The sequence below is a fragment of the Nocardia sp. IFM 10818 genome, from assembly GCF_054655275.1.
Genome location: NZ_BAAHJH010000001.1, coordinates 6,291,150 through 6,311,514, shown reverse-complemented (window position 1 = coordinate 6,311,514; position 20,365 = coordinate 6,291,150). Strand labels below are relative to the sequence as shown.

20 protein-coding genes are annotated in these 20,365 nt (G+C 68.7%); 9 read left to right on the top strand and 11 right to left on the bottom strand.

Features of this window, described 5'->3' with window-relative positions; genetic code table 11:
- Positions 1 to 8: 8 nt before the first annotated feature.
- Complete coding sequence (locus ACYQ5L_RS29365; protein ID WP_459961469.1) at positions 9 to 1,184, top strand: MFS transporter; 1,176 nt, start codon at positions 9 to 11, stop codon at positions 1,182 to 1,184.
- Here the strand turns inward: ACYQ5L_RS29365 and ACYQ5L_RS29360 are convergent.
- From ACYQ5L_RS29360 to ACYQ5L_RS29325, 8 genes are all read right to left on the bottom strand, one after another.
- Positions 1,172 to 1,588, bottom strand: a complete 417-nt coding sequence (locus ACYQ5L_RS29360; protein WP_459961468.1) for an NUDIX hydrolase — start codon at positions 1,586 to 1,588, stop codon at positions 1,172 to 1,174. The genes ACYQ5L_RS29365 and ACYQ5L_RS29360 overlap by 13 nt on opposite strands.
- 391 nt (positions 1,589 to 1,979) lie before the next feature.
- Positions 1,980 to 3,194, bottom strand: coding sequence for a cytochrome P450 family protein (locus ACYQ5L_RS29355; protein ID WP_459963581.1), 1,215 nt, complete (start codon positions 3,192 to 3,194; stop codon positions 1,980 to 1,982).
- 19 nt (positions 3,195 to 3,213) lie between these two features.
- Positions 3,214 to 4,431: a cytochrome P450 family protein gene (locus ACYQ5L_RS29350; protein WP_459963580.1), complete on the bottom strand. Its 1,218-nt coding sequence runs from the start codon at positions 4,429 to 4,431 to the stop codon at positions 3,214 to 3,216.
- A gap of 14 nt (positions 4,432 to 4,445) precedes the next feature.
- Positions 4,446 to 5,000, bottom strand: coding sequence for a GTP-binding protein (locus tag ACYQ5L_RS29345; RefSeq protein WP_459963579.1), 555 nt, complete (start codon positions 4,998 to 5,000; stop codon positions 4,446 to 4,448).
- A gap of 64 nt (positions 5,001 to 5,064) precedes the next feature.
- Positions 5,065 to 5,409 (bottom strand): DUF742 domain-containing protein, encoded by a 345-nt coding sequence (locus tag ACYQ5L_RS29340; RefSeq protein WP_067541109.1) that lies wholly within the window; start codon positions 5,407 to 5,409, stop codon positions 5,065 to 5,067.
- Positions 5,406 to 5,759, bottom strand: a complete 354-nt coding sequence (locus tag ACYQ5L_RS29335) for a roadblock/LC7 domain-containing protein (RefSeq protein WP_459963578.1) — start codon at positions 5,757 to 5,759, stop codon at positions 5,406 to 5,408. The genes ACYQ5L_RS29340 and ACYQ5L_RS29335 overlap by 4 nt, the downstream gene beginning before the upstream one ends.
- A gap of 95 nt (positions 5,760 to 5,854) precedes the next feature.
- Positions 5,855 to 7,297, bottom strand: a complete 1,443-nt coding sequence (locus tag ACYQ5L_RS29330) for an ATP-binding protein (protein WP_459961467.1) — start codon at positions 7,295 to 7,297, stop codon at positions 5,855 to 5,857.
- A gap of 208 nt (positions 7,298 to 7,505) precedes the next feature.
- On the bottom strand, positions 7,506 to 8,297 hold the full coding sequence (locus ACYQ5L_RS29325) for an IclR family transcriptional regulator (protein WP_459961466.1): 792 nt from the start codon (positions 8,295 to 8,297) through the stop codon (positions 7,506 to 7,508).
- Between the two features lie 128 nt (positions 8,298 to 8,425).
- On the opposite strand from ACYQ5L_RS29325, the gene hutH reads away from it, so the two are divergent.
- From hutH to ACYQ5L_RS29305, 4 genes are all read left to right on the top strand, one after another.
- Positions 8,426 to 9,988: a histidine ammonia-lyase gene (hutH, locus tag ACYQ5L_RS29320; protein WP_459961465.1), complete on the top strand. Its 1,563-nt coding sequence runs from the start codon at positions 8,426 to 8,428 to the stop codon at positions 9,986 to 9,988.
- Positions 9,985 to 11,634, top strand: coding sequence for a urocanate hydratase (gene hutU, locus ACYQ5L_RS29315; RefSeq protein WP_459961464.1), 1,650 nt, complete (start codon positions 9,985 to 9,987; stop codon positions 11,632 to 11,634). Before hutH ends, hutU begins: the two co-directional genes overlap by 4 nt.
- A 156-nt stretch (positions 11,635 to 11,790) precedes the next feature.
- Positions 11,791 to 13,005, top strand: a complete 1,215-nt coding sequence (locus tag ACYQ5L_RS29310; protein WP_459961463.1) for an allantoate amidohydrolase — start codon at positions 11,791 to 11,793, stop codon at positions 13,003 to 13,005.
- Positions 13,002 to 14,345, top strand: coding sequence for a formimidoylglutamate deiminase (locus ACYQ5L_RS29305; RefSeq protein ID WP_459961462.1), 1,344 nt, complete (start codon positions 13,002 to 13,004; stop codon positions 14,343 to 14,345). The genes ACYQ5L_RS29310 and ACYQ5L_RS29305 overlap by 4 nt, the downstream gene beginning before the upstream one ends.
- Here the strand turns inward: ACYQ5L_RS29305 and ACYQ5L_RS29300 are convergent.
- The 3 genes from ACYQ5L_RS29300 to ACYQ5L_RS29290 all read right to left on the bottom strand — a co-directional run bounded on the left by ACYQ5L_RS29300 (position 14,325) and on the right by ACYQ5L_RS29290 (position 17,102).
- Positions 14,325 to 15,383 (bottom strand): alpha/beta hydrolase, encoded by a 1,059-nt coding sequence (locus ACYQ5L_RS29300; protein WP_459961461.1) that lies wholly within the window; start codon positions 15,381 to 15,383, stop codon positions 14,325 to 14,327. The genes ACYQ5L_RS29305 and ACYQ5L_RS29300 overlap by 21 nt on opposite strands.
- Before the next feature lie 201 nt (positions 15,384 to 15,584).
- Positions 15,585 to 16,412, bottom strand: coding sequence for a DUF4389 domain-containing protein (locus ACYQ5L_RS29295; RefSeq protein WP_459961460.1), 828 nt, complete (start codon positions 16,410 to 16,412; stop codon positions 15,585 to 15,587).
- 102 nt (positions 16,413 to 16,514) lie between these two features.
- Positions 16,515 to 17,102, bottom strand: a complete 588-nt coding sequence (locus tag ACYQ5L_RS29290; RefSeq protein WP_459961459.1) for a TetR/AcrR family transcriptional regulator — start codon at positions 17,100 to 17,102, stop codon at positions 16,515 to 16,517.
- A 48-nt stretch (positions 17,103 to 17,150) separates the two neighbouring features.
- On the opposite strand from ACYQ5L_RS29290, the gene ACYQ5L_RS29285 reads away from it, so the two are divergent.
- From ACYQ5L_RS29285 to ACYQ5L_RS29270, 4 genes are all read left to right on the top strand, one after another.
- Positions 17,151 to 18,008, top strand: a complete 858-nt coding sequence (locus ACYQ5L_RS29285) for a phytanoyl-CoA dioxygenase family protein (protein ID WP_459961458.1) — start codon at positions 17,151 to 17,153, stop codon at positions 18,006 to 18,008.
- A gap of 75 nt (positions 18,009 to 18,083) precedes the next feature.
- Positions 18,084 to 18,743: an RraA family protein gene (locus ACYQ5L_RS29280; RefSeq protein ID WP_459961457.1), complete on the top strand. Its 660-nt coding sequence runs from the start codon at positions 18,084 to 18,086 to the stop codon at positions 18,741 to 18,743.
- 156 nt (positions 18,744 to 18,899) lie between these two features.
- Complete coding sequence (locus ACYQ5L_RS29275; protein ID WP_459961456.1) at positions 18,900 to 19,232, top strand: hypothetical protein; 333 nt, start codon at positions 18,900 to 18,902, stop codon at positions 19,230 to 19,232.
- A 125-nt stretch (positions 19,233 to 19,357) separates the two neighbouring features.
- Complete coding sequence (locus ACYQ5L_RS29270) at positions 19,358 to 20,332, top strand: alpha/beta hydrolase (protein WP_459961455.1); 975 nt, start codon at positions 19,358 to 19,360, stop codon at positions 20,330 to 20,332.
- The last annotated feature ends 33 nt before the right edge of the window (positions 20,333 to 20,365 follow it).

Sequence of the window (20,365 nt, the reverse complement as noted above, 5' to 3'; positions counted from 1 at the left end):
TTTTCGCCATGACCGCCCTCCACCCCAGCGCCCCCGCGCGCACTTCCGTCCGGGGCTGGCTCGCCGTGCTGTCCGTGACGCTCGGCATCTTCTCCCTGATGACCTCCGAACTACTGCCCGTCGGCCTGCTCACCCCGGTCGGTTCGGCCCTGCACATCTCCGAAGGCGCCGCGGGCCTGATGGTCACGGTGCCCGGACTGGTGGCCGCCTTCTCCGCGCCCCTGATCACCGTGATCACCGGCCGCATCGACCGCCGCATCGTGCTGGTGGTCCTGATCGCGCTCATGGGCGCGGCCAATCTCGCCTCCAGCATGGCGACCAGCTTCACCGTAATCCTCATCGCGCGCTTCCTGATCGGCATCGCCGTCGGCGGATTCTGGTCCATCGCGGGCAGTATCGCGCTGCGCCTGGTTCCGGAGCATCAGGTCGGCCGCGCCACCGCCGTCATCTTCGGCGGCGTCGAAACCGCCTCCGTCTTCGGCGTTCCCACCGGGACATTCATCGGCGATCTCAGCGGCTGGCGCGCCGCCTTCGCGGTGGTCGGGCTGCTCGGCCTGATCTCGGTGATCTGCATGGCCTTCCTGCTGCCCAGCCTCCCCGCCCAGCGCACCATCGGATTCGCGGATCTGCCAAAGGTTTTCGGCTCCAACGCCAGCCTTCGCGCCGCGCTCGCCCTGACCTTCCTCGTCATCACCGGACACTTCCTGGCCTACACCTTCGTCCGCCCCATCCTGCTCGGCGACGGCATCGACGAACGCGTGATCGGTGTGCTGCTCCTGGTCTTCGGCATCGCCGGGATTTCCGGCAACTTCCTCGCCGGCGCGCTGATCTCGAAGGGCCTGCGCGGGATCACCACCGCCATTGCCGCCGCCCTCATCCTGGCCATGGTGATCCTCGCGATCGCCGATCACACCGCGATCACCGCGTCCGCCGCATTGATTCTCTGGGGCCTGGGCTACGGCGCGGTGCCGGTGACCTTCCAGACCTGGATCATGCGGTCGGCACCCGACACGACGGAAGCCGCATCATCCCTGTTCGTCTCGGTCTTCAATATCTCCATCGCCCTGGGCGCGCTGTTCGGCGGCTTCGCGGTCGACGGCATCGCGACCACCAGCGTGCTCTGGATCGGCGCGGCGCTGGTCCTGCTCGCGCTGCCCATCATCGGCCGGACTCACGCCCGGTAGGCCGCGAGGATGGCGCGGATCGAGGAGGTGACGGGTAGGTGGCCGTCGAGGGGCAGCCACCGGTAATCCGCGTAGTTGGTGAGCTGGATCGGCGCGAACGCGGCGACATCGACCGCGAAATGCTCGCGGCGAACCGGCTTTCCGGCGCTGGAGAGGTAATCGAAACTGCCGAGGTGGCGGTGGATGTCGACCACCGTCAGCCCGGTCTCCTCCGCGACCGCCCGCGCCACGGCCTTGGCCAGCGGCTCCCCGGCGCGCACGATGGTGCCCGGCAGGCTCAGCGTGCTGCGCCCCTCGGCGTATTCGTCGCGCTCCAGTAGCAGCACCGCGCCGTCGTGCTCGAGCACGACGCCTACGCGCAATGCCACTCCCTCGGCAGCGGCCTTCTCCGACAGCTCGGCCAATACCGATTCCCCGACAGATTGTCTGGGCGACAACTCGAAACCCTGCACTGCACACCCGCATCCCGTAACACCGGACATCCTCGACCAGTACCCTGTCAACGCTACCGCCCGAGAAGCATTCAGCGGCAGCTGAATACGCCAGAATCGGCGCATATCAACCGAACCGATGTTCCATCAGGAAATCTTTCGTGACCAACCGGAGACGGACCTGGCGGTCGGTCAACTCCGCTGATCGGCCGGTCGACGTGCGACATGCGAAGTGGTCCAGCGACCACTTCGCATTCAAGCCGGGCTCAGTTGTCGCAGACCACCACGGCGTCGGCCGCATTGTCTGGGAGCCGAACGGTGTCGAACGGGCAAATCGCCGCCACCATTGCCCACTCGAGGACGGCTACTCCGCGGTGAGGCGGACGGGGAGGTCGCGGTGGCCGTTGGAGATGAAGCCGATTACCGGGGGCACATCCGCGGGATCCACCGCGAGGTGCAGGTCGGGGAAGCGGTTGAACAGGGCCGGGAGGGCAATACTCGCCTCCATGCGGGCCAGCGGGGCGCCGATGCAGTGATGCGCGCCGTGTCCGAAGGCGACGTGTTCCTTGTTGACCCGGGTGACATCGAAGTTGTCGGCGGTCGCACCGTGGATCTTCGGGTCGCGTCCGGCCGCCGCGTAGGAGGCCAGGATGGCTTCACCCTTCGCGATCGTGATGTCGTCGATTTCGATGTCCTCCACCGCATAACGCAGCGGCAGGTGAGCCACGGGGGATTCGTAGCGCAGCGTTTCCTCGATGACGTCCTCCCAGGTGACGGTGCCCGCGCGCACGGCCGCCAGCTGCTCGGGATGCGTCAGCAGGGAGAAGATGGCCTGGTCGAGGAGGTTGACCGTGGTCTCGTGCCCGGCGTTGATGACCAGCATCAGCGTGTCGATCATCTCCTTCTCGGTCAGCCGCTCGCCGTCCTCGTCGCGGGTGGAGATCAGCACGCTGGTCACGTCGTCGCCGGGATTGTCGCGGCGGAAGGCCACCAGATCCGCGATGAGCTCGCCCATTTCGATGTAATTGGCGAGCGCGGCCTCGGGGCTGATCTCGGTGTCGAAGAAACGGGCCACGCAGACGCGCAGGGCCGGTTCCCGCTCCTCCGGGACGCCCAGCAGCTCGGTGATCACCTGAATCGGCACCGGGTAGGCGAAACCCTCACGCAGGTCCACGATCTCACCGGCGGGCGCGGCGGCCAGCTTGTCCAGCAGGGCGGTCACCAGCTCTTCGATGCGCGGCTGCATGGCCATGGTGCGACGGTGGGTGAAGGCGGGCGACACCAGCTTGCGCAGCCGCCGGTGATCGGAACCGTACGCGGTGAACATGTTTTCCGCCGCCACCCACGGGAACAGCGGCCAGTCCGCGGTGACCTCGCCCTCGCGGAAGGCCGTCCAGTGCTGCGACGCGGCCTTGGACACTCGCGGATCGGCCAGCAGCCGCTTGAGGATCTCGGCGTCGGTGACCGACCAGGCGGGCACGCCCATCAACTCGACCAGGGTCACCGGGCCGCGGGCACGAATGCGGGCGTTCTCGCCTTGAATGTCGACACCGGTGAGATCCAGCGCCAAGGGTTCCATCGTCACAGCGTTCTCCTACTCACACATTCAGTGGCGGGCACGCCGGGAAGACCACCGGCAGCGCTGCCAGCGCCCGGTGGAAAGGCCCTGGGCGCCAGACCAGTTCATCGACTGGAACGGCGAGACGCAACTCGGGCAGCGCATCCAGCAACTGATCGATGGCCTCCTGAGCCACCAGCGAGGCAACGGATCTCGCGGGGCAGGCGTGCGGCCCCAGGCTCCAGGCCAGATGGGAGCGATTGCCGATGCGCTCGCCGCCGCTGATGGCCGGATCGTTGTTGCAGCCGGTCATGCTGATGACCACCGGCTGATGCGCCGGCAGCCAGGTGCCGTTGATGAGCATGGGCTGGCGCGGATAGGAGACGGAGAAGTTGGCCATGGGCGGGTCGTTGAAGAGCACCTCGTCCAAAGCGTCACGGGTGGACAGGCTTCCGCCCAGCACGTCACCGGCGAAACGATCGTCGGTGAGGATCAGCCGCAGCGTATTGACGATGAGGTTCTGCTGCGGCTCCAGCCCGGCGCCGTAGATGCTGATGATGTTGTACAGCATCTCGGTGTCGTCGAGCGCGGCGTCGTGCTGCAACAGCCGGGTCACCATATCGTCGCCGGGTTCGCGTCGCTTGAGCGCGATCAGCTCCAGCAGCGCCTCACTGAGCATCTGCATGCCCAGCGCCGCGTTCTCGTCCACCGAATCGAACAGCGCGGCCATGCCCGCGGCCACCCGCGCGCCGATATCCGGTGGGCAGCCCAGCATGTCGTTGAGCCCGGCGAAGACCAGCGGCATGGCGTACTGGCTGATCAGCTCCGCCTCGCCCTGCTCGCAGAAGGAGTTGATCAGCGGCAGCGCCTCGCGCTCCACAATGGCGTGCAGGCCGTGCAGGTCGACGCCGTCGACCGCGGCCACATTGGCCTGCCGGTACCGGGCGTGCACCGCACCGGAATTGCGCAGCACGTTCGGATACCACTGCAGCATCGGCTTGACCGGGGAGTCGTCCGGAACCGTCTCCTGCCACACCCGCGGATCGGCCGGGAAATGCTCGGGATCATTGAGGATCCGGACCGCGTCGTGATACCCGATCACGAGGGTCGCGGGCACCCCGGGCGCCAGCTCCACCGGCACCAGGGACCCGTAGCGCCGCCGCATCTCGCGGTAGCTGCCGTGCGGGTCGGCCGCGAATTCCTCGGTGTAGAGCGGGAAGTGGGTGCCGTCGGCGAGGGTGGACGGTCCGACCGGCATTCCAGTCGACGTGGTCAAAGGCGAGACTCCTGACGCGATTGAAACAGGTATTCGACAAGGGTGATGAGCGAGTGCACGCAGGTGCGGCGATCACGGGCGTCCAGGGCGGTCAGCGGCGTCTCCGCGGTGAGGTCGAGCGCATCGCGCACCTCCTCGAGCGGATAGCGCTGCGCGCCCTCGAATTCGTTGACCGCCACCGCGTACGGCACGGCGCGCTCCTCCAGCACCGACAGCACTTCGTCGGACTGCTCGATGCGCCGGGTGTCGACCAGCACCAGCGCGCCCAGCGCGCCCAGCGCCAGCTCCTCCCACATGGGCAGGAAGCGCCGCTGGCCGGGAGTGCCGAAAAGATACAGCGCCAGTTCGGGATTGAGCGTGATGCGCCCGAAATCCATGGCCACCGTGGTGGTCGTCTTGCTGCCCAGCCCGGTGATGTCGTCGACGCCGATGCTGGCCTCGGTAATGGTCTCCTCGGTGCGCAGCGGCTTGATCTCCGAGACGCTCCCGACGAAGGTGGTCTTGCCGACGCCGAAACTGCCTGCCACCAACAGCTTCACCGATCGGGTGATGGTGGATGGCAGGTAGTCGACGTGCGCGGGCGATGTGTGCGGGCCGGATTCCGCGGTGGCGGACTCAGACCGCAAGGGCGCGAAGCCCATTCAGTACCTCTTCCAGCAAACTGACGTCCGGCAACGTGTGTTCGGGCGTCCGGGTGATCAGGTGACCGCTGTCGATCAGGTCGGCGATGACGATCTTCACCACCGAGGGCGGCAGGTCGAGGTGGGCCGCGATCTCGGCGATCGACAGCGCACTGCGGCACAAGGTGAAGATCCGACGCGCGTCGGGAGAGCCCCCCTGCAATGGTGTCCCGGCGGCGACGATCACGGTGACCAGGTCCAGATGACGAGTGGGACGCGAACGCCCACCGGTGCGCACATACGCCCGGACCAGGTCGGGATCACGTCGCGGCCCGGTCATGGCCGGGCGCCCCCGCGCGGTACCGCGCCGAGCTCGTGCCCGACCCGGGTGGCGAGTTCATTGAGCCGGTGCGCGACCAGCGCGACATCCACCTCCGGAGTGGTGGACACGCCCAGCACGGCACCGACCCCGGCGGCGGTGATGAAGATCATCCCGCCGTCGTATTCGGTGACGTTCTGGCGCACATTGTCCCCGGGGCCCCCGCAGAATTCGCCGAGCGCCTTGCCCAGCGAACGCAATCCGGATGCGGCGGCGGCGAATCGCTCCGCATTGTCGCGGGTGATGGTGCCCGAGTGCGCCATTCGCAAGCCGTCCTCGGACAGCAGCACCGCGAACCGCACCCCGGGCATATCCAGCTCGGCTAGTAGCCAGCTCAGCCGGTTGGGCCCCTCTTCCAGGTTCGAGACCGGCGCCGTGCCCTGCGGGTTGGTCGCAGTCGGTGAGTTCACGAGATCTTCCCTTCGGTCTGATCGGAGTCGGCGGCGCTCTGGTCGGCCGAGGCGGCGGCATTGCGACCGCTGACCGAACCGGTGTGCCACGCCACCGCGATATCGGGTCGTGCGAGTTGAAGCGTCGGGGCGGACTGCCGCGCGGGCTCGGGCGCCGGGGCCGGGGCCGGCTGCAGGACGGGCAGCGGGCCGGTGGTGTAGGTGGTCGGCTGAACGACGGTGCGCCGCCGCCGCTTCGCCAGTCCGCTGGCGGTGAGCGCGGCGGCCACCTCGGACTCCTCCGCGGGCCGCTGCACGGGCGCGACCGCCGGCGGGGTGTTCGCGGGCGGGACCGCGACCGGCTGCTCGCGCACATCCTGCGGGGCGACGAGCAGCTGTTCGGGGATGTACACCATCGCGCGCACACCTCCGTACATATTGGGCCCGTCGATGTAGACGCTGAAGCCGTAGCGCTTCGTCAGGGCGGCGATACTGGGGAAACCGATCTTCGGGGCGGGACCGAGCTCGAGGATGTCGATATCGCGCTCACCGGAGAGCACCTGGCGGGCATCCTCCAACTGCTCCGGGCTCATGCGCACGCCGGCGTCGTCGATGAGGATGGTCACGCCGTGGTGACCCTCCTGAAAGCTGATGTCCACGAAGGAGGTCGGCGGCGAATAGCGCAGCGCATTGTCCAGCAGCGTCGCCACGGTGTGCACCAGCGGCTCCACCACACGGCTGGAGACCACCCGGTCGGCCTGGGCCGAACGCACGCGCAGGTAGTCGCGCACGCGGCCGACCGCGCCGCCGACCACATCGGTCACCGACTGCTGCGGCCAGCGGCGGCCGGGCAGGCCGCCGCTGACGATCACGTAGGACTGCGCCTGCCGGATCATCTGCTGCACACTGTGATCGATGCGGATGAGCGTCTCGTAGACGGCGTCATCGCGGTGCTCGCGCAGCGCCACGCTGACCACCTTGCCGACGTCCGCGCCCAGGCTCACCACGGAGGTGCCGAAGGAGCGCACCGCGGCGCCGGTCACATCCCGCGAGGCGCCCTGCGCCTCGGCGCGAACGGCCTGCTCCGCGTTGGCGATTGCCTGCCGCGCCCGCTCCTCGGCCTCGCGACGGCCGTGATCGAGCGCCTCGGCCCACAGCAGGCGCAGGTCGTCGGCGTAGGTCTCGACGGCCTGCCGCAGCAGCGTCGCGGTATTCGAATGCTCCAGGCCCGGAGGAATTTCCAGTCCGCTCACCGGCAGCCCCGGGCGGCGTGCCGACTCCGTCATGGACGGAAGCGTCTTGCGGACAAGCTGATCGATGAGGTATTCCGAACCGCGGAGCTGAGCGGCCAGATTGTCGGCGCGCGCGCTTTCGGCGCGCAACCGCGCTGCCGTATACCCGGCCCCCGCGATCGCGAGCACAAGTACGGGGACGAGTATCCAGAGAAACATCACTGCCATATGGGGTTTCGTCAATCCTGTCGGCTACACACGGATCGGGCGACTCGCGCAAACTGCCCGACGGTAGCCAACAACATACCTATTTCGTTATCACCGCGTCACTTTCACCCCGGATCTGTCGGAAAGAGGCACACAACGCGGCGCGCAACTGCACAAAACCGCTGGTCGTCGCTTGGCGAAGCATCGGAATCGACTGAGACAGACGGCATCAGGATCGGGCGGGCACGCGGCCGCCGATTGCGGTCGTCAATGCGGCGGCGGCAATGCGCACCGCGGCGGCCAATTCCGGCCAGGTTTCGCCGCATTCGATGGCCTCGTCCGGGCAGTGGTGGCGCAGGGTGAGACTCAGCGCCGCGATGGGGCGCCCGCCGTGGTCGAAGACGGCATCGGCGACGGTGGCGAAACCCGGAGTGATGTAACCGTCCTCGACCGACCAGCCGCGTGCGGTCTCGGCGCGCAGGATGCGGCGCAGTTGACGGAGATCGCGCGGGCCGCGGGCGGTGCGCATCGGGAAGGCGGAGCTGGTGGGGAAGAGGGCTCGCACATGCGCGGGCGCGAGGTGGCGGAGCATGGCGCGGCCGGTGGCGGTGAGGTGGGCGGGCAGGCGCACCCCGACATCGGTGACCAGGGTCTGCGGGCGGGGCGGGCGCTGCTCCAGGAGATACAGCGATTCATTGCCGTGCAGGATGCCCAGGTGGCCCGTGCAGCCGGCGGTGTCGACCAGGGTGCGCAGCAGCGGCGCGGCGAGACGCTCCAGCGGGTCGTGCCGCAGATAGGCGGACCCGAGTTCGAAGGTCGCCACCCCGAGGCCGTACCGGCGCTCATCGGGCAGGTACGCCACGTATCCGGCGTGCTGCAGCTCGCCGAGCAGCTGATAGGTGGACGAGCGGGGAATGGCCAGCTCGCGGGCGATGGCCCCGGCGGGCATGGGATTGGGGCGCTGGGCGAGCAGGCCGAGGATCTGCAGGCCGCGCCGCAGGGCTGGGATATCGGTACTCATCCCGGCACCGCCTTGCGACTCATCTGGGCACCGCCTCGCGCTCGCATTCTTCGTACTGTCTGAAATACCAGACAAAACCCGGGTGTGGGTGCTCGAATCCGACGGTCTCGAGGACTGGAATGGTGCCCATGACGATCGGGACGCAGCGGGTGGTGGTGGGCGCGGGGCCGATGACGGCCGCGCAGGTGGTGGCGGTCGCGCGGGAGGGCGCGCGGGTGGAGCTGGCCCCGGAGGGGCTCGACCGGCTGGCCAAGGTGCGCGGGCACATCGACGAGCTGGCCCACAGCGAGCGGCCGGTGTACGGGGTGTCGACCGGATTCGGGGCCCTCGCCCTGCGGCACATCCCGCCGGAACGGCGGACCGATCTGCAGCGCTCGCTCATCCGCTCACACGCCGCCGGGGCGGGCGCGCCGGTGGAGCCCGAGGTGGTGCGGGCCATGATGCTGCTGCGGCTGCGCACCCTCATGACCGGGCACACCGGGGTGCGGCCCGAGACCGCGCGGGCGCTGGCGGAACTGCTCGACAGCGGGCTGATTCCGGTCGTTCCCGAATACGGTTCGCTGGGCTGCTCGGGCGATCTCGCGCCGCTGGCCGCGGTGGCGCTGGCGCTCATGGGCGAGGGCGCGGTGCTCGGGCCCGACGGCGAGCGGCCCATGGCGCAGGCCATGACCGAGGCCGGGCTGACACCGCTGACGCTGGCCGAGAAGGAAGGCCTGGCGCTCACCAATGGCACCGACGGCATGCTCGGCATGCTGCTGCTGGCCATCGCGGACCTGCACCGGCTGTTCGATCTCGCCGATCTGACCGCGGCCATGAGCGTGGAGGCGCAGCTGGGCACCGACCGGGTGTTCGCGGCCGATCTGCAGCAGCTGCGGCCGCATCCCGGGCAGGCGGTATCGGCGGCGAATATGCGGGCGGCGCTCGCCGATTCGGAGATCGTCGCCAGCCATCGCGGGGAGGACTGCCCGCGCGTGCAGGACGCCTACTCGCTGCGCTGCGCCCCGCAGGTGCACGGGGCCGCGCGCGACACCCTGGCCCATGCCGAAACCGTGGCCGAACGTGAATTGTCGTCCGCCATCGACAATCCCGTCGTGCTGACCGACGGGCGGGTGGAATCCAACGGCAACTTCCACGGCGCGCCGGTCGGCTATGTGCTGGACTTCCTGGCCATCGCCATCGCGGATGTGGCGAGCATCGCCGAGCGGCGCACCGACCGGATGCTGGACGTGCACCGCTCACACGGGCTGCCCGCCTTCCTCGCCGACGATCCGGGCGTCGACTCCGGATACATGATCGCCCAGTACACCCAGGCGGGCATCGTCTCCGAACTCAAGCGCTGCGCGGCGCCGGCCTCGGTGGATTCCATTCCGTCCAGCGCCATGCAGGAGGACCATGTGTCCATGGGCTGGGCCGCCGCGCGCAAGCTGCGCCGCGCCGTGGACGGGTTGACCAGTGTGCTGGCCATCGAATTGCTCACCGCGGCACGGGCTCTCGACCTTCGCGCACCGCTGCGGCCCGCGCCGGTGACCGCGGCCGTGCGGGACCTGGTGCGGGAGCGGGTACCCGGGCCCGGGCCGGATCGTCATCTGGCGCCCGATATCGCGGCAGTGGAGCGGCTCATTCGCTCCGGTGCGGTGAATCAGATTCTCGACCGCTCCGCCTCTCCGCGCTTGGGGGTTTCGAAACAATGACCGATATCGTCCGAGCCGCCCGCGGCGCCGCCCGCACGGCCCGCAGCTGGCAGACCGAGGCGGCATTGCGGATGCTGCACAACAATCTGGATCCGGAAGTCGCCGAGCGGCCGGAGGATCTGGTCGTCTACGGCGGGACGGGAAAGGCGGCGCGGGACTGGAACAGCTTTCACGCCCTGGCCCGCACCCTCACCGGTCTCGCCGACGACGAGACGCTCCTGGTGCAATCGGGCAAGCCGGCGGGCGTGCTGCGCACCCACGAATGGGCGCCGCGCGTGCTCATCGCCAATTCCAATCTCGTTGGCGATTGGGCGAATTGGCCGGAGTTCCGGCGGCTGGAGCAGCTCGGTCTGACCATGTACGGGCAGATGACCGCCGGATCCTGGATCTACATCGGCACCCAGGGCATTCTGCAGGGCACCTACGAGACCTTCGCGGCGGTGGCGGCCAAGCGCTTCGGCGGCAGCCTCGCCGGAACCCTCACCGTCACAGCGGGTCTGGGCGGTATGGGCGGCGCGCAACCGCTCGCCATCACCATGAACGAGGGCGTGGCGCTGTGCATCGAATGCAATCCGCGCCATGCCGCCCGCCGCGTCGAGACCCGGTACCTGGACGAGATCGCCGACAACCTCGACGACGCCCTCACCCGGGTCACGGCCGCCAAGAAGGCCCGCCGTCCGCTGTCGGTGGGGCTCATCGGCAATGCCGCCGAGATCCTGCCCGAACTGCTGCGCCGCGAGGTCGAGGCCGACATCGTCACCGACCAGACCTCCGCCCACGATCCCCTCACCTACCTGCCCATCGGCATCGCCCTCGAGGACTGGGACGACTACGCGAGCCGCAAACCCGACGAATTCACCCGCCGCGCCCGCGATTCCATGGCCCTGCACGTCGGCGCCATGGTCGGCTTCCTGGACCGCGGGGCCGAGGTCTTCGACTACGGCAATTCCATTCGCGGCGAAGCCAAGCTGGCCGGCTACGAGCGCGCCTTCGACTTCCCCGGCTTCGTCCCCGCCTACATCCGCCCCCTCTTCTGCGAAGGCAAGGGTCCCTTCCGCTGGGTGGCCCTCTCCGGCGATCCGGCCGATATCGCCGCCACCGACCGCGCCATCCTCGACCTGTTCCCCGAGAACGAGTCCCTGGCTCGCTGGATCCGCCTCGCCGGCGACCGCGTCGCCTTCCAGGGCCTGCCCGCTCGCATCTGCTGGCTCGGCTACGGCGAACGCCACCGCGCCGGCCTGCGCTTCAACGAACTGGTCGCCACCGGCGAAGTCGCCGCCCCCATCGTCATCGGCCGCGACCACCTCGACGCGGGCTCGGTCGCCTCCCCCTACCGCGAAACCGAAGCCATGGCCGACGGCTCCGACGCCATAGCCGACTGGCCCCTACTCAACGCCCTGGTCAACACCGCCTCCGGCGCCAGCTGGGTGTCCATCCACCAGGGCGGCGGCGTCGGCATGGGCCGCTCCATCCACGCCGGCCAGGTCACCGTCGCCGACGGCACCCCCCTCGCCGCCCAGAAGATCGAACGAGTCCTCACCAACGATCCGGCGATGGGCGTCCTACGACACGTGGACGCCGGCTACCCGGAAGCGGAGGCCGTCGCTCGCGCCAAAGGCCTTCGAATTCCGATGTGGGAGCGGTGAACCGATGAGCAACTCAACCAAGCGCCCGGCCGAAAGTCTCCCTGGCCCTGGCCCTGGCCCCGGCCCTCGTGCGGGCGACGCCGGGATGACGGGTCTGGATCGTGGTGAGCCGGCGGGCGGGGCTGTTGTTTTCGCGCTGGTGGACGGGGTGGCGGCATGAGCCCGGCGGCGGTGTCCGCCAACGATCTGCTGGCCGAGATCAGTGCGGTCGGTGCCGATCGAGCGCGCGGGGGCTACTCGCGGCATGTTTTCACGACGGCCGATTCCGAGTTGCGGGAGTGGTTCTCGGCGGCGGCGCGGGCGCGGGGGCTCGATGTGCAGGTGGATCGGAATGCGAATGTGTGGGCGTGGTTCGGGGCTCCGGGGCCGGATGCCGTGGTGACCGGGAGTCATCTGGATTCGGTGCCGGGGGGTGGGGCCTATGACGGGCCGTTGGGGGTGGTGAGTGCGCTGGCCGCGTTCGACGTGCTGCGGGCGGAGGGGTTCGTGCCGCGGCGGCCGCTGGCGATCGTGGTGTTCGCGGAGGAGGAGGGCGGGCGGTTCGGGGTGCCGTGTCTGGGATCCCGGTTGCTGACCGGCACACTCGATCCGGCGGAAGCCCTTGTGCTGCGCGATGCGGACGGCACTACCTTCGCCGAGGCGGCGCGGGTGGCCGGGCAGGTGCCGGAGCATTTCGGCCGGGATGACGAAACACTCGGGCGGATCGGGACTTTCGTCGAGCTGCACGTCGAACAGGGGCGGGGGCTCGTTCATCTGGATTCGCCGCTGGCGGTGGGCAGCAACATCATTCCGCACGGGCGCTGGCGGTTCACGTTCACCGGGCAGGGCAATCATGCGGGGACCACGCTCATGGATGATCGCCGCGACCCGATGCTGCCCGCCGCGGACATGATTCGCACGGTGCGTCGTGCGGCCGCCGCCGTACCCGAGGCCCGGGCCACGGTCGGCAGGCTCGTGCCGACACCGGGTGGCACCAACGTCATTGCTTCGCAGGTCGACGTCTGGCTCGACGCGCGCTTGCCCGAACCGGGGAACGTTCGCGAGCTGGTCGCCGCGATCACCGAACAGGCGAGGGCCGCGGCCGAACTCGAGGGGTGCGGGCTGGACGTGGTGGAGCAGTCGTTCGAGGGCAGGGCCGATTTCGATCCCCGGCTGCGCGATGAGCTCACCACGCTGCTCGGCGGCGCACCGGTGCTGCCCACCGGTGCGGGGCATGACGCCGCGGTGCTGGCGCCCTTCGTCCCCACGGCCATGCTGTACGTCCGCAATCCGAGCGGAATCAGCCATGCGCCACAGGAATTCGCCGAGCCCGCCGATATCGACCACGGCACCGCGGAATTGGCGCGGGTGCTGCGGAGCCTGGCCGGATGAGCGGCATGGGAGGCGTGGCCGCCGCCGGGAGCGCGGTCCAGACGTACTGGTGTCGTCGGGCCTGGCTGCCCTCCGGAGTCACGGACGGGGTGCGCATCGAGATCGCGGATGGCGTGATCACCGGCGTGACCGTCGATGAAACCCCCACCGGCACGGTTCTTCCCGGTCTCGTCGTGCCGGGCTTCGCCAATGCCCACTCACACGCTTTCCATCGCGCGCTGCGCGGGCGCACCCACGATGATCGCGGCAGCTTCTGGACCTGGCGCGACCGCATGTACGCCCTGGCCGAACGCCTGGAGCCGGATTCCTACTACCGTCTGGCCCGCGCCGTCTACGCCGAAATGGTGCTGGCCGGGTACACCAGCGTGGCCGAATTCCACTACCTGCACCATCGGCCGGGCGGTCGCCCCTACGACGACCCCAACGCGTTCTCCCACGCCCTGGCGGCCGCGGCCGCGGAGGCCGGTATCCGCCTGACGCTCCTGGATGTCTGCTATCTGGCAGGCGGATTCGACCGGCCGCCCACCGGCGTCCAGCGGCGCTTCGCCGACAGCGACGCCGACGCCTGGGCGCACCGCCTCGAATCCTTCCGCCCCGCGAGCGGTCTCGTGGTGGTCGGCGCGGCAATCCACTCGGTGCGCGCCGTGCCCGCCGAGCAGCTCCCCGCCGTGGTGCACGGCGCGGCCGACCGGCCCCTGCACGTCCACCTCTCCGAACAGCCCCGGGAGAACGCGGAATGCCTGGCCCGGCACGGCTGTACGCCCACCGGTCTGCTGGCCGCGGCGGGTGCGCTGACCCCACGCACGGTCGCCGTGCACGCCACCCACCTCGACCCGGCCGATATCACCGCACTGGCCCGATCCTGGGTCTGCCTGTGCCCCAGCACCGAATCCGATCTCGGCGACGGCATCGGCCCCGCCCGCCGGCTGGCCGACGTGGGCGTGCGCCTCTGCCTGGGCAGTGACGGTCAGTCCGTCATCGACCCGTGGTTCGAGGCCCGGGCCCTCGAATGGCACGAGCGCCTCGCCGGCGCCCGCCGCGGCCGCTTCACCCCCGGCGAATTGCGCTCCGCCGCAACCGCGCACGCTGCCTCGGGCTGGTCCGGCCTCGGCGAACTCGCTTCCGGCCAGGGCGCCGACCTGGTCTGCGTCGACACCGGCTCACTCCGCACCGCGGGCGCGGACCGGGACGGAATCCTATACGCGGCAACGGCATCCGATGTCACCGACGTCATGGTCGCGGGGGAGTGGGTGGTCCGGGACCGCGCACACCTGCGCATCGCCGATGTGCCGGCGGCCTTCGAAACCTCTATCGCGGCGCTAACCGATATTGGCGGATAGATCCGGCAGCATGCGATACGCCTCGTCCTGCCAATTGTTCCAGGCGTGAATGCCGTACTCGGGGAACGAGTACGCGACATTGCCGCCGCCCAGCGTGGCCATGCGCACCTGGAAGGCGCGCGTATTGGCCAGCGCCAAGGCTTCCAGCGCCATACCGTTCACGGTGCCCATATTCGGCCCGTCCATGGCCGTCGGCCGTCCGCTGGCCGCCGCGATGTAGAGACGCGTGTTGTTGCCGACCAGATTGGGCGCGAATACGAACGGATCCATGCGCAGCCACTGCGGCCCCCACGGCGGCGCCATGGAATCCACGTTGTACCCGCCCGCGTCGATCATGGCCAGCCGGATCGCCTCCCGCATACCGGGCGCGGAGATGTTCAGATACCCGGAGAATGCACCCGCGAAGCTGAACTGATCGGGATGGTAGGCGGCCATGGTCAGCGCCGCGCTGCCGCCCATGGACAGCCCGAACACGCCATTGCGATTCGGATTGAAGCCCAGCCGATCCCGCAGCGCCCACCGCAGATCACGGGTCAGGAAGGTCTCCCACTCGTACCGGTAGCTCTTGCCCGGCCCGCCCGAGAGCGCGTCCGTCGCACCGGATCCGGTATTGGCCGACCCGGTTCCCGCCGGGATGCCGAAGAATTCGCTGGGAGCGTTCCAATCGGTGTAGAAGCTGGACTGACCGCCCACCGGCATGACCACATTGATATTCGCCGCCGCCATCGCCTCGGCGATAGTGGTCTCGATCTCCCAGCCGTTGAGATCCTCCCGCGCCCGCATTCCGTCGAGCGCGTACACGACCCGATTGGTATTGCCGTCCGCCGCGCGCAGAATGCGCGTCTTGATCGGTCCCATGGTGGGCGACTCCACCCAGAAGTCGAATGCGGCCGGATTGAACGCCGCCGCGGCCGTCCCACCGCCGGTCAGCGCGACCAGCAGTGATGCCAGCACCGACAACACCACTCCCAGCCCCGTCCGGCGAGCCCACCGGCTCCCGGGTCTGGACGAGTCCGACACTCCATGAATCGATCGCATCGATTCCGGTCCTTTCGCTCGCGCGGTCGCAATGACCGCAGGGCTGTTCGGAACCGGCCCCCGCACCGGGCACTACACATGCGTGCGCGACAACAGCGAAAAGCCGTTGTCGCGCATGCTCTGTGTGAACGTATCGGCGGGGCGACGCTGAATGTTGCTTGGAATTAGCCAGAATCGCTGTGTTTACCGCCACATGAATAGCTACCGGCTATTGACGTGGTGCGACGAGGAGACGGTGTCGGTCCCGTCGTCATAGCTGGAGGTGTTCACCGCGGACTGGGCGAAGCTGGTCAGAATGCCCACGACGAGGATGACGATGAGCAGCACCCGCGCGGCGCCGGAGACCAGCAGCGGCCGCGTCGGGGACTGCGCGGGCTGCCCGGTGGGCATGACCGGCCCGGTCGACGCCTGCCCGTCACCGAAGACGCCCTTCAGATAGGTGGGCGTCAGCAGATAGGTGTAGGCGCCCGTGCGCAGCTGGGCGCGCAGCACCGCGGCGGTGGATTCGAAGACCGCCTGCGGCATCCGGCCGGTGATCAGCACGATCAGCCACAGAATGATCGAGATGACCGCCCACCCGCTGGTCAGCCAGCTGGAGAGCACCAGAATCGGGAAGGCGAGGATCAATCGGAACAGCACCGCCAGCCGATTGAGCTCCGTCGGCGGATGGAACAACACGCGCACCGGGTAGTCCGGCGCCGCCCAGGAGAACGGCGGATAGTCGTCCACCAGCAGCATGCCGTAGCCGTAGACGCGGGTGGTGTAGGCGGTGTATCCGCGCAGGAAATCGCCGCACCATTGCGGCAGGCGGCCCGTGAACAGGGCGCCGAACCAGCCGCAGATCACCACCACGAGCGCCGCGATCCCCAGCGCCCAGACCGCAATGGCCTGCGGAATGATGAGAATCAGGCGCAGCAGCACGGTCCAGCGGGAATGCTGCTGTGGCGGAAAGACATCCAGATCAACCGTCGGCTCCTGCATGGGCGGCTGCAGCGGCGGGGGAACGGGGTAACCTTCGGGGACTGTCATCGCGGGCCTCCCTGATCGGGTGAAGCTACGAAGTCATCGATTCAGGCGAATGTAACCCAGTATCACGCCTCCGGGGCCTGCAGCGCGCGGTGGGGAATCCGGTCAGCCTGCCGAATTCGGCGTCAGCGCGCCCGCGATGACGCCCCAGAGCCGCGCACTGGCTTCCTCGACGGTGGGCCTGGGGTCGCGGCGCAGCTGATCGGCGATTCCGTAGCGCAGGGCGCCGATTATGCAGGCCCCGGCCAGTTCGGCGTCGATCGACGGGTCGATATCCCCGTCGAGCTGGCCCTGCGCGATATTGCGGCCCGCCGAGGCGCTGAGCCGGGTGAGCGCGCCCGCCTCCAGTTCGGCCACCTCGGGCTCCAGCACAATGCGGGTCAGCAGCAGCTCGGCCAGCGGATCGCCGAAGTGGTAGGCGACGAAATGCCGGGTACGCAGTCGTTCGCGATCACCCCAGCGCGCCCCGGCGGGCAGCGTCTCGTCGGCGATGGCTGCCACCAGCCCGGCGTGGAAGCGCTCGTAGACGGCGACCAGCAGGCCGGCCTTGGAGCCGAAGTGGTGATAGAGCGCGCCGGTGCTGAGGCCGGAGCGGCGTTTGAGGGCGTGCAGATCGACCACGCCATTGCCTTCCAGGAGTTCGGCGCGGGCTGCGTCGAGCAGCTGTTGACGTCCCAGCGGTGCACGTGCCACAGTCAGAACAATAACAGAATTCAGTTATGTTTCCGATCGGAGGGCGTCATGAGCGCCGAGGTTTCGTCCGTCGTCGATCTGACCGGTGATCTCGCCGGGAAATACCGCCGCACGGAAAGCGCCGGGAGAACGGTGGATCCGGCCGTCGCCGACGCGGACCTGGTCGCCGTGCTGCGCGATGGTCACGTGATCCTGGAGAACCTGCTGACGCCGGGCGAATTGGACGAGATCCGTGGCGAGGTCACACCGCTGCTCGATCGCACCGGCCGCAACAACTTCGAAGGCCATGGCACGCAACGGGTTTACAGCGTGCTCAACAAGACCCGCAGCTGCGATCGGGTGGTCGAGCATCCCCGGGTGCTGGCGCTCCTGGACCGATTGCTCATGCCCAACTATCTGCTGTCGATGTTGCAGGTCATCAATATCCGGCCGGGCGAGGCCGCGCAGATGCTGCACACCGACGACGGCTTCTATCCGCTGCCGCGCCCGCGCCGGGCCCTCAGCGCAGCGACCATCTGGGCCATAGACGATTTCACCGCCGTCAACGGCGCGACCGACATCGTCCCGGGCAGTCACGAGTGGCCCGACCGGCTGCCCGCGGAGTCCGACGAGCGTGTCCCGGTCGTCATGCCCGCCGGGTCCTGCGTCTTCTTCCTCGGCACCCTCTGGCACGGCGGCGGCGCGAACCGCTCACCGGAGTCCCGCCTGGCTCTCACCGCCCAATACTGCGAACCCTGGCTGCGCCCGCAGGAGGCGTTCACCCTCTCCACGCCGCACGACATTGTCCGTGCGGTGAGCGAGGACATCCGCCGCATGCTCGGGTACAGCATCCATCCGCCCTTCATCGGCCAGGTGAACGGCATGCACCCGAAGCGCCTGCTGGAGATCTCCTCGGCCACCTCGTGATTCGCCGCAGGATGGGCCGCCCGGTCAGTAGAGTCGGGTGGCCCACCCGTTTCGAGCCTCGAAAGGGCGTTGCCGATGGTCGCCGACCGACTTACCGAGAAATTCCGCTCCGTCGATACGACCGCCCTGTGCGATGCGGACAAGTCGCTGCGGGTCATGGACAGCGCCATGCGCCCGCGGTCGGCCGCCACGCGAATCCTCGGTCCCGCCTTCACCGTTCGCTGCACCGCCGACTTCTTCGGCGCGCTGCGGGCCATCGAGGCCGCCGCGCCCGGTGATGTCGTGGTGGTGGACGGCGGGGGCAGCGAGATCGCCCTCGCCGGCGAGCTTTTCGCGCGCGGGGCGCTGGTGCGCCGGCTCGGCGGGATCATCGTCGACGGCGGCTACCGCGATATCGGCTATGTCCGCACCTGCGAGCTGCCGATCTACAGCCGGTTCATCACGCCCATGGCCGGAACCACCTCCGAACTCGGTGAACTCCAGGTCCGCGTCACCTGCGGCGGCGTGCCGGTATCCCCGGGCGATCTGATCCTCGCCGATGACGAGGGCGTGGTCGTGGTCGATCCGGAGGACGCCGATTCCCTCCTCGATGCGGCGGCCGCCATCAAGCAAGCCGAAGCCCGCCTCATCGAAAAACTCGACGCCGGTGAGACGTTGAGCGACGGCCTCACCATCGCCGCCCACACCGCCGCCCTCGAATCCGGCAAGTCCTCGACCCTCCAGTTCGTCCCGTAGTCCCCGGCGAAATTCACCACAGGTCGCAGCGTGCACACCGGCGGCCGCGCGGCTGCCCGGCGGCCGTGTGCACCACCGGTGTGCCCGTGACCATTCGCATTGCCTCACCGCACGGTCCGTGCCAGCCTGGATGCAGAGATTCGTAGGAGGCAAGTCGTGAGGCACCAGGCCGGGCTCGAGCAGGCCGCGAGGCTGCGGGTCGCCATCGAATTCACCGACAGCCGCTCGCTCGGCATCACGTGGTCCCCGGAAACCGGGACGCACAAGAAGTTCGAGTACGCGCGAATCTTCCTGGTGGCGTTGGGCGATGCCGCGCACCGGACCTACCTGGACATCGTGGAACGGCATCCGTGGACCTCGATGCGGCTGCCCGCGGCCCTGACCACGGGCGACTACGCCATCGAGGTCGACGCTTACGGCAGCGCGAGCTGGGGCGACGGACGGCTGGAGGCGCGCGGGCGCAGCGCCTCGTTCCGCATCGAGTCCTGAGGGCGCGCCGGTCCTGAGGGCGCACGGCGCATTCGACACGCGGATCGGACATATCCGGCGCAGACGCGAATTCTTCACATATTGTGTGACCGGCGTCCGGATAGACATCCCGATGGTGGGAGTCGATGACCGTGAAACAACGCAGAGCAACCCTCGTGGCGGTCCTCACAATGGGATTGCTGCTCGTCACCGCCCGCAGCGTCGCGGCCGAACCGGTAAATGTCAGTGAGATCGTCCGAATAACGGAACTGAGCCCCAAGCGGTCTCAGCTGGCGGTGTATTCCGCCGCCATGCGGCGGGTGATCACCGTCGATGTGCTGCACCCGGTCGGCACCGCTCCGCGACCGGCTTATTATCTGCTGGACGGCGTCGATACCGGTCCGTCGGAGACCAATTGGACGCAGAAGACCGACATCGTGCCGTTCTTCGCCGACAAGAACGTGAACGTGATTTTGCCGATCGGTGGAAAAGGCAGCTATTACACCGATTGGCAGCAGCCCGAACCCGCCCTGGGCGGCGTGCTCAAATGGGAGACCTTCCTGACCCGGGAGCTCCCCCCGCTCATCGACGAGCGGTTCCACGGCACCGGTCGCAATGCGATCGGCGGGCTGTCCATGGGCGGAGCCTCCGCCGCCGTGCTCGCCACCCGGCATCCCGGGCTCTACGAAGGTTTGGCCATGTTCAGCGGCTGCCCGGACACGCTCAGCAACGAGGCGCGCATGGCAATCCGGCATGCCATCGGCTGGGTGGGCGGCAACCCGGACAATATGTGGGGCTGGGACGGCGACCCGGCCTGGGCCGCGCACGATCCCATGACCAATGCCGCGGCGCTGGCGGGCAAGGCGGTGTACGTGTCGTCCGGCAACGGAGTGCCCGGACCGGCCAGCCTCACCGATCCGCTCATGCCGCAGGCGGTCACCTTCGGCGCGATCCTGGAATACGGAATTCACGACTGCACACTGGATTTCCAGCGTCGGATCGCCGCGGTCGGCGTACCGGCCAATTTCGTACTGCGCCAGGACGGCACCCATTCCTGGCCGTATTGGCAGCAGGATCTCCACGATTCCTGGCCGTTCATGGCGGCGGCCCTGGATCACTGAAATCGTCAGCAAACGTCGAATGGAGGATGGTCA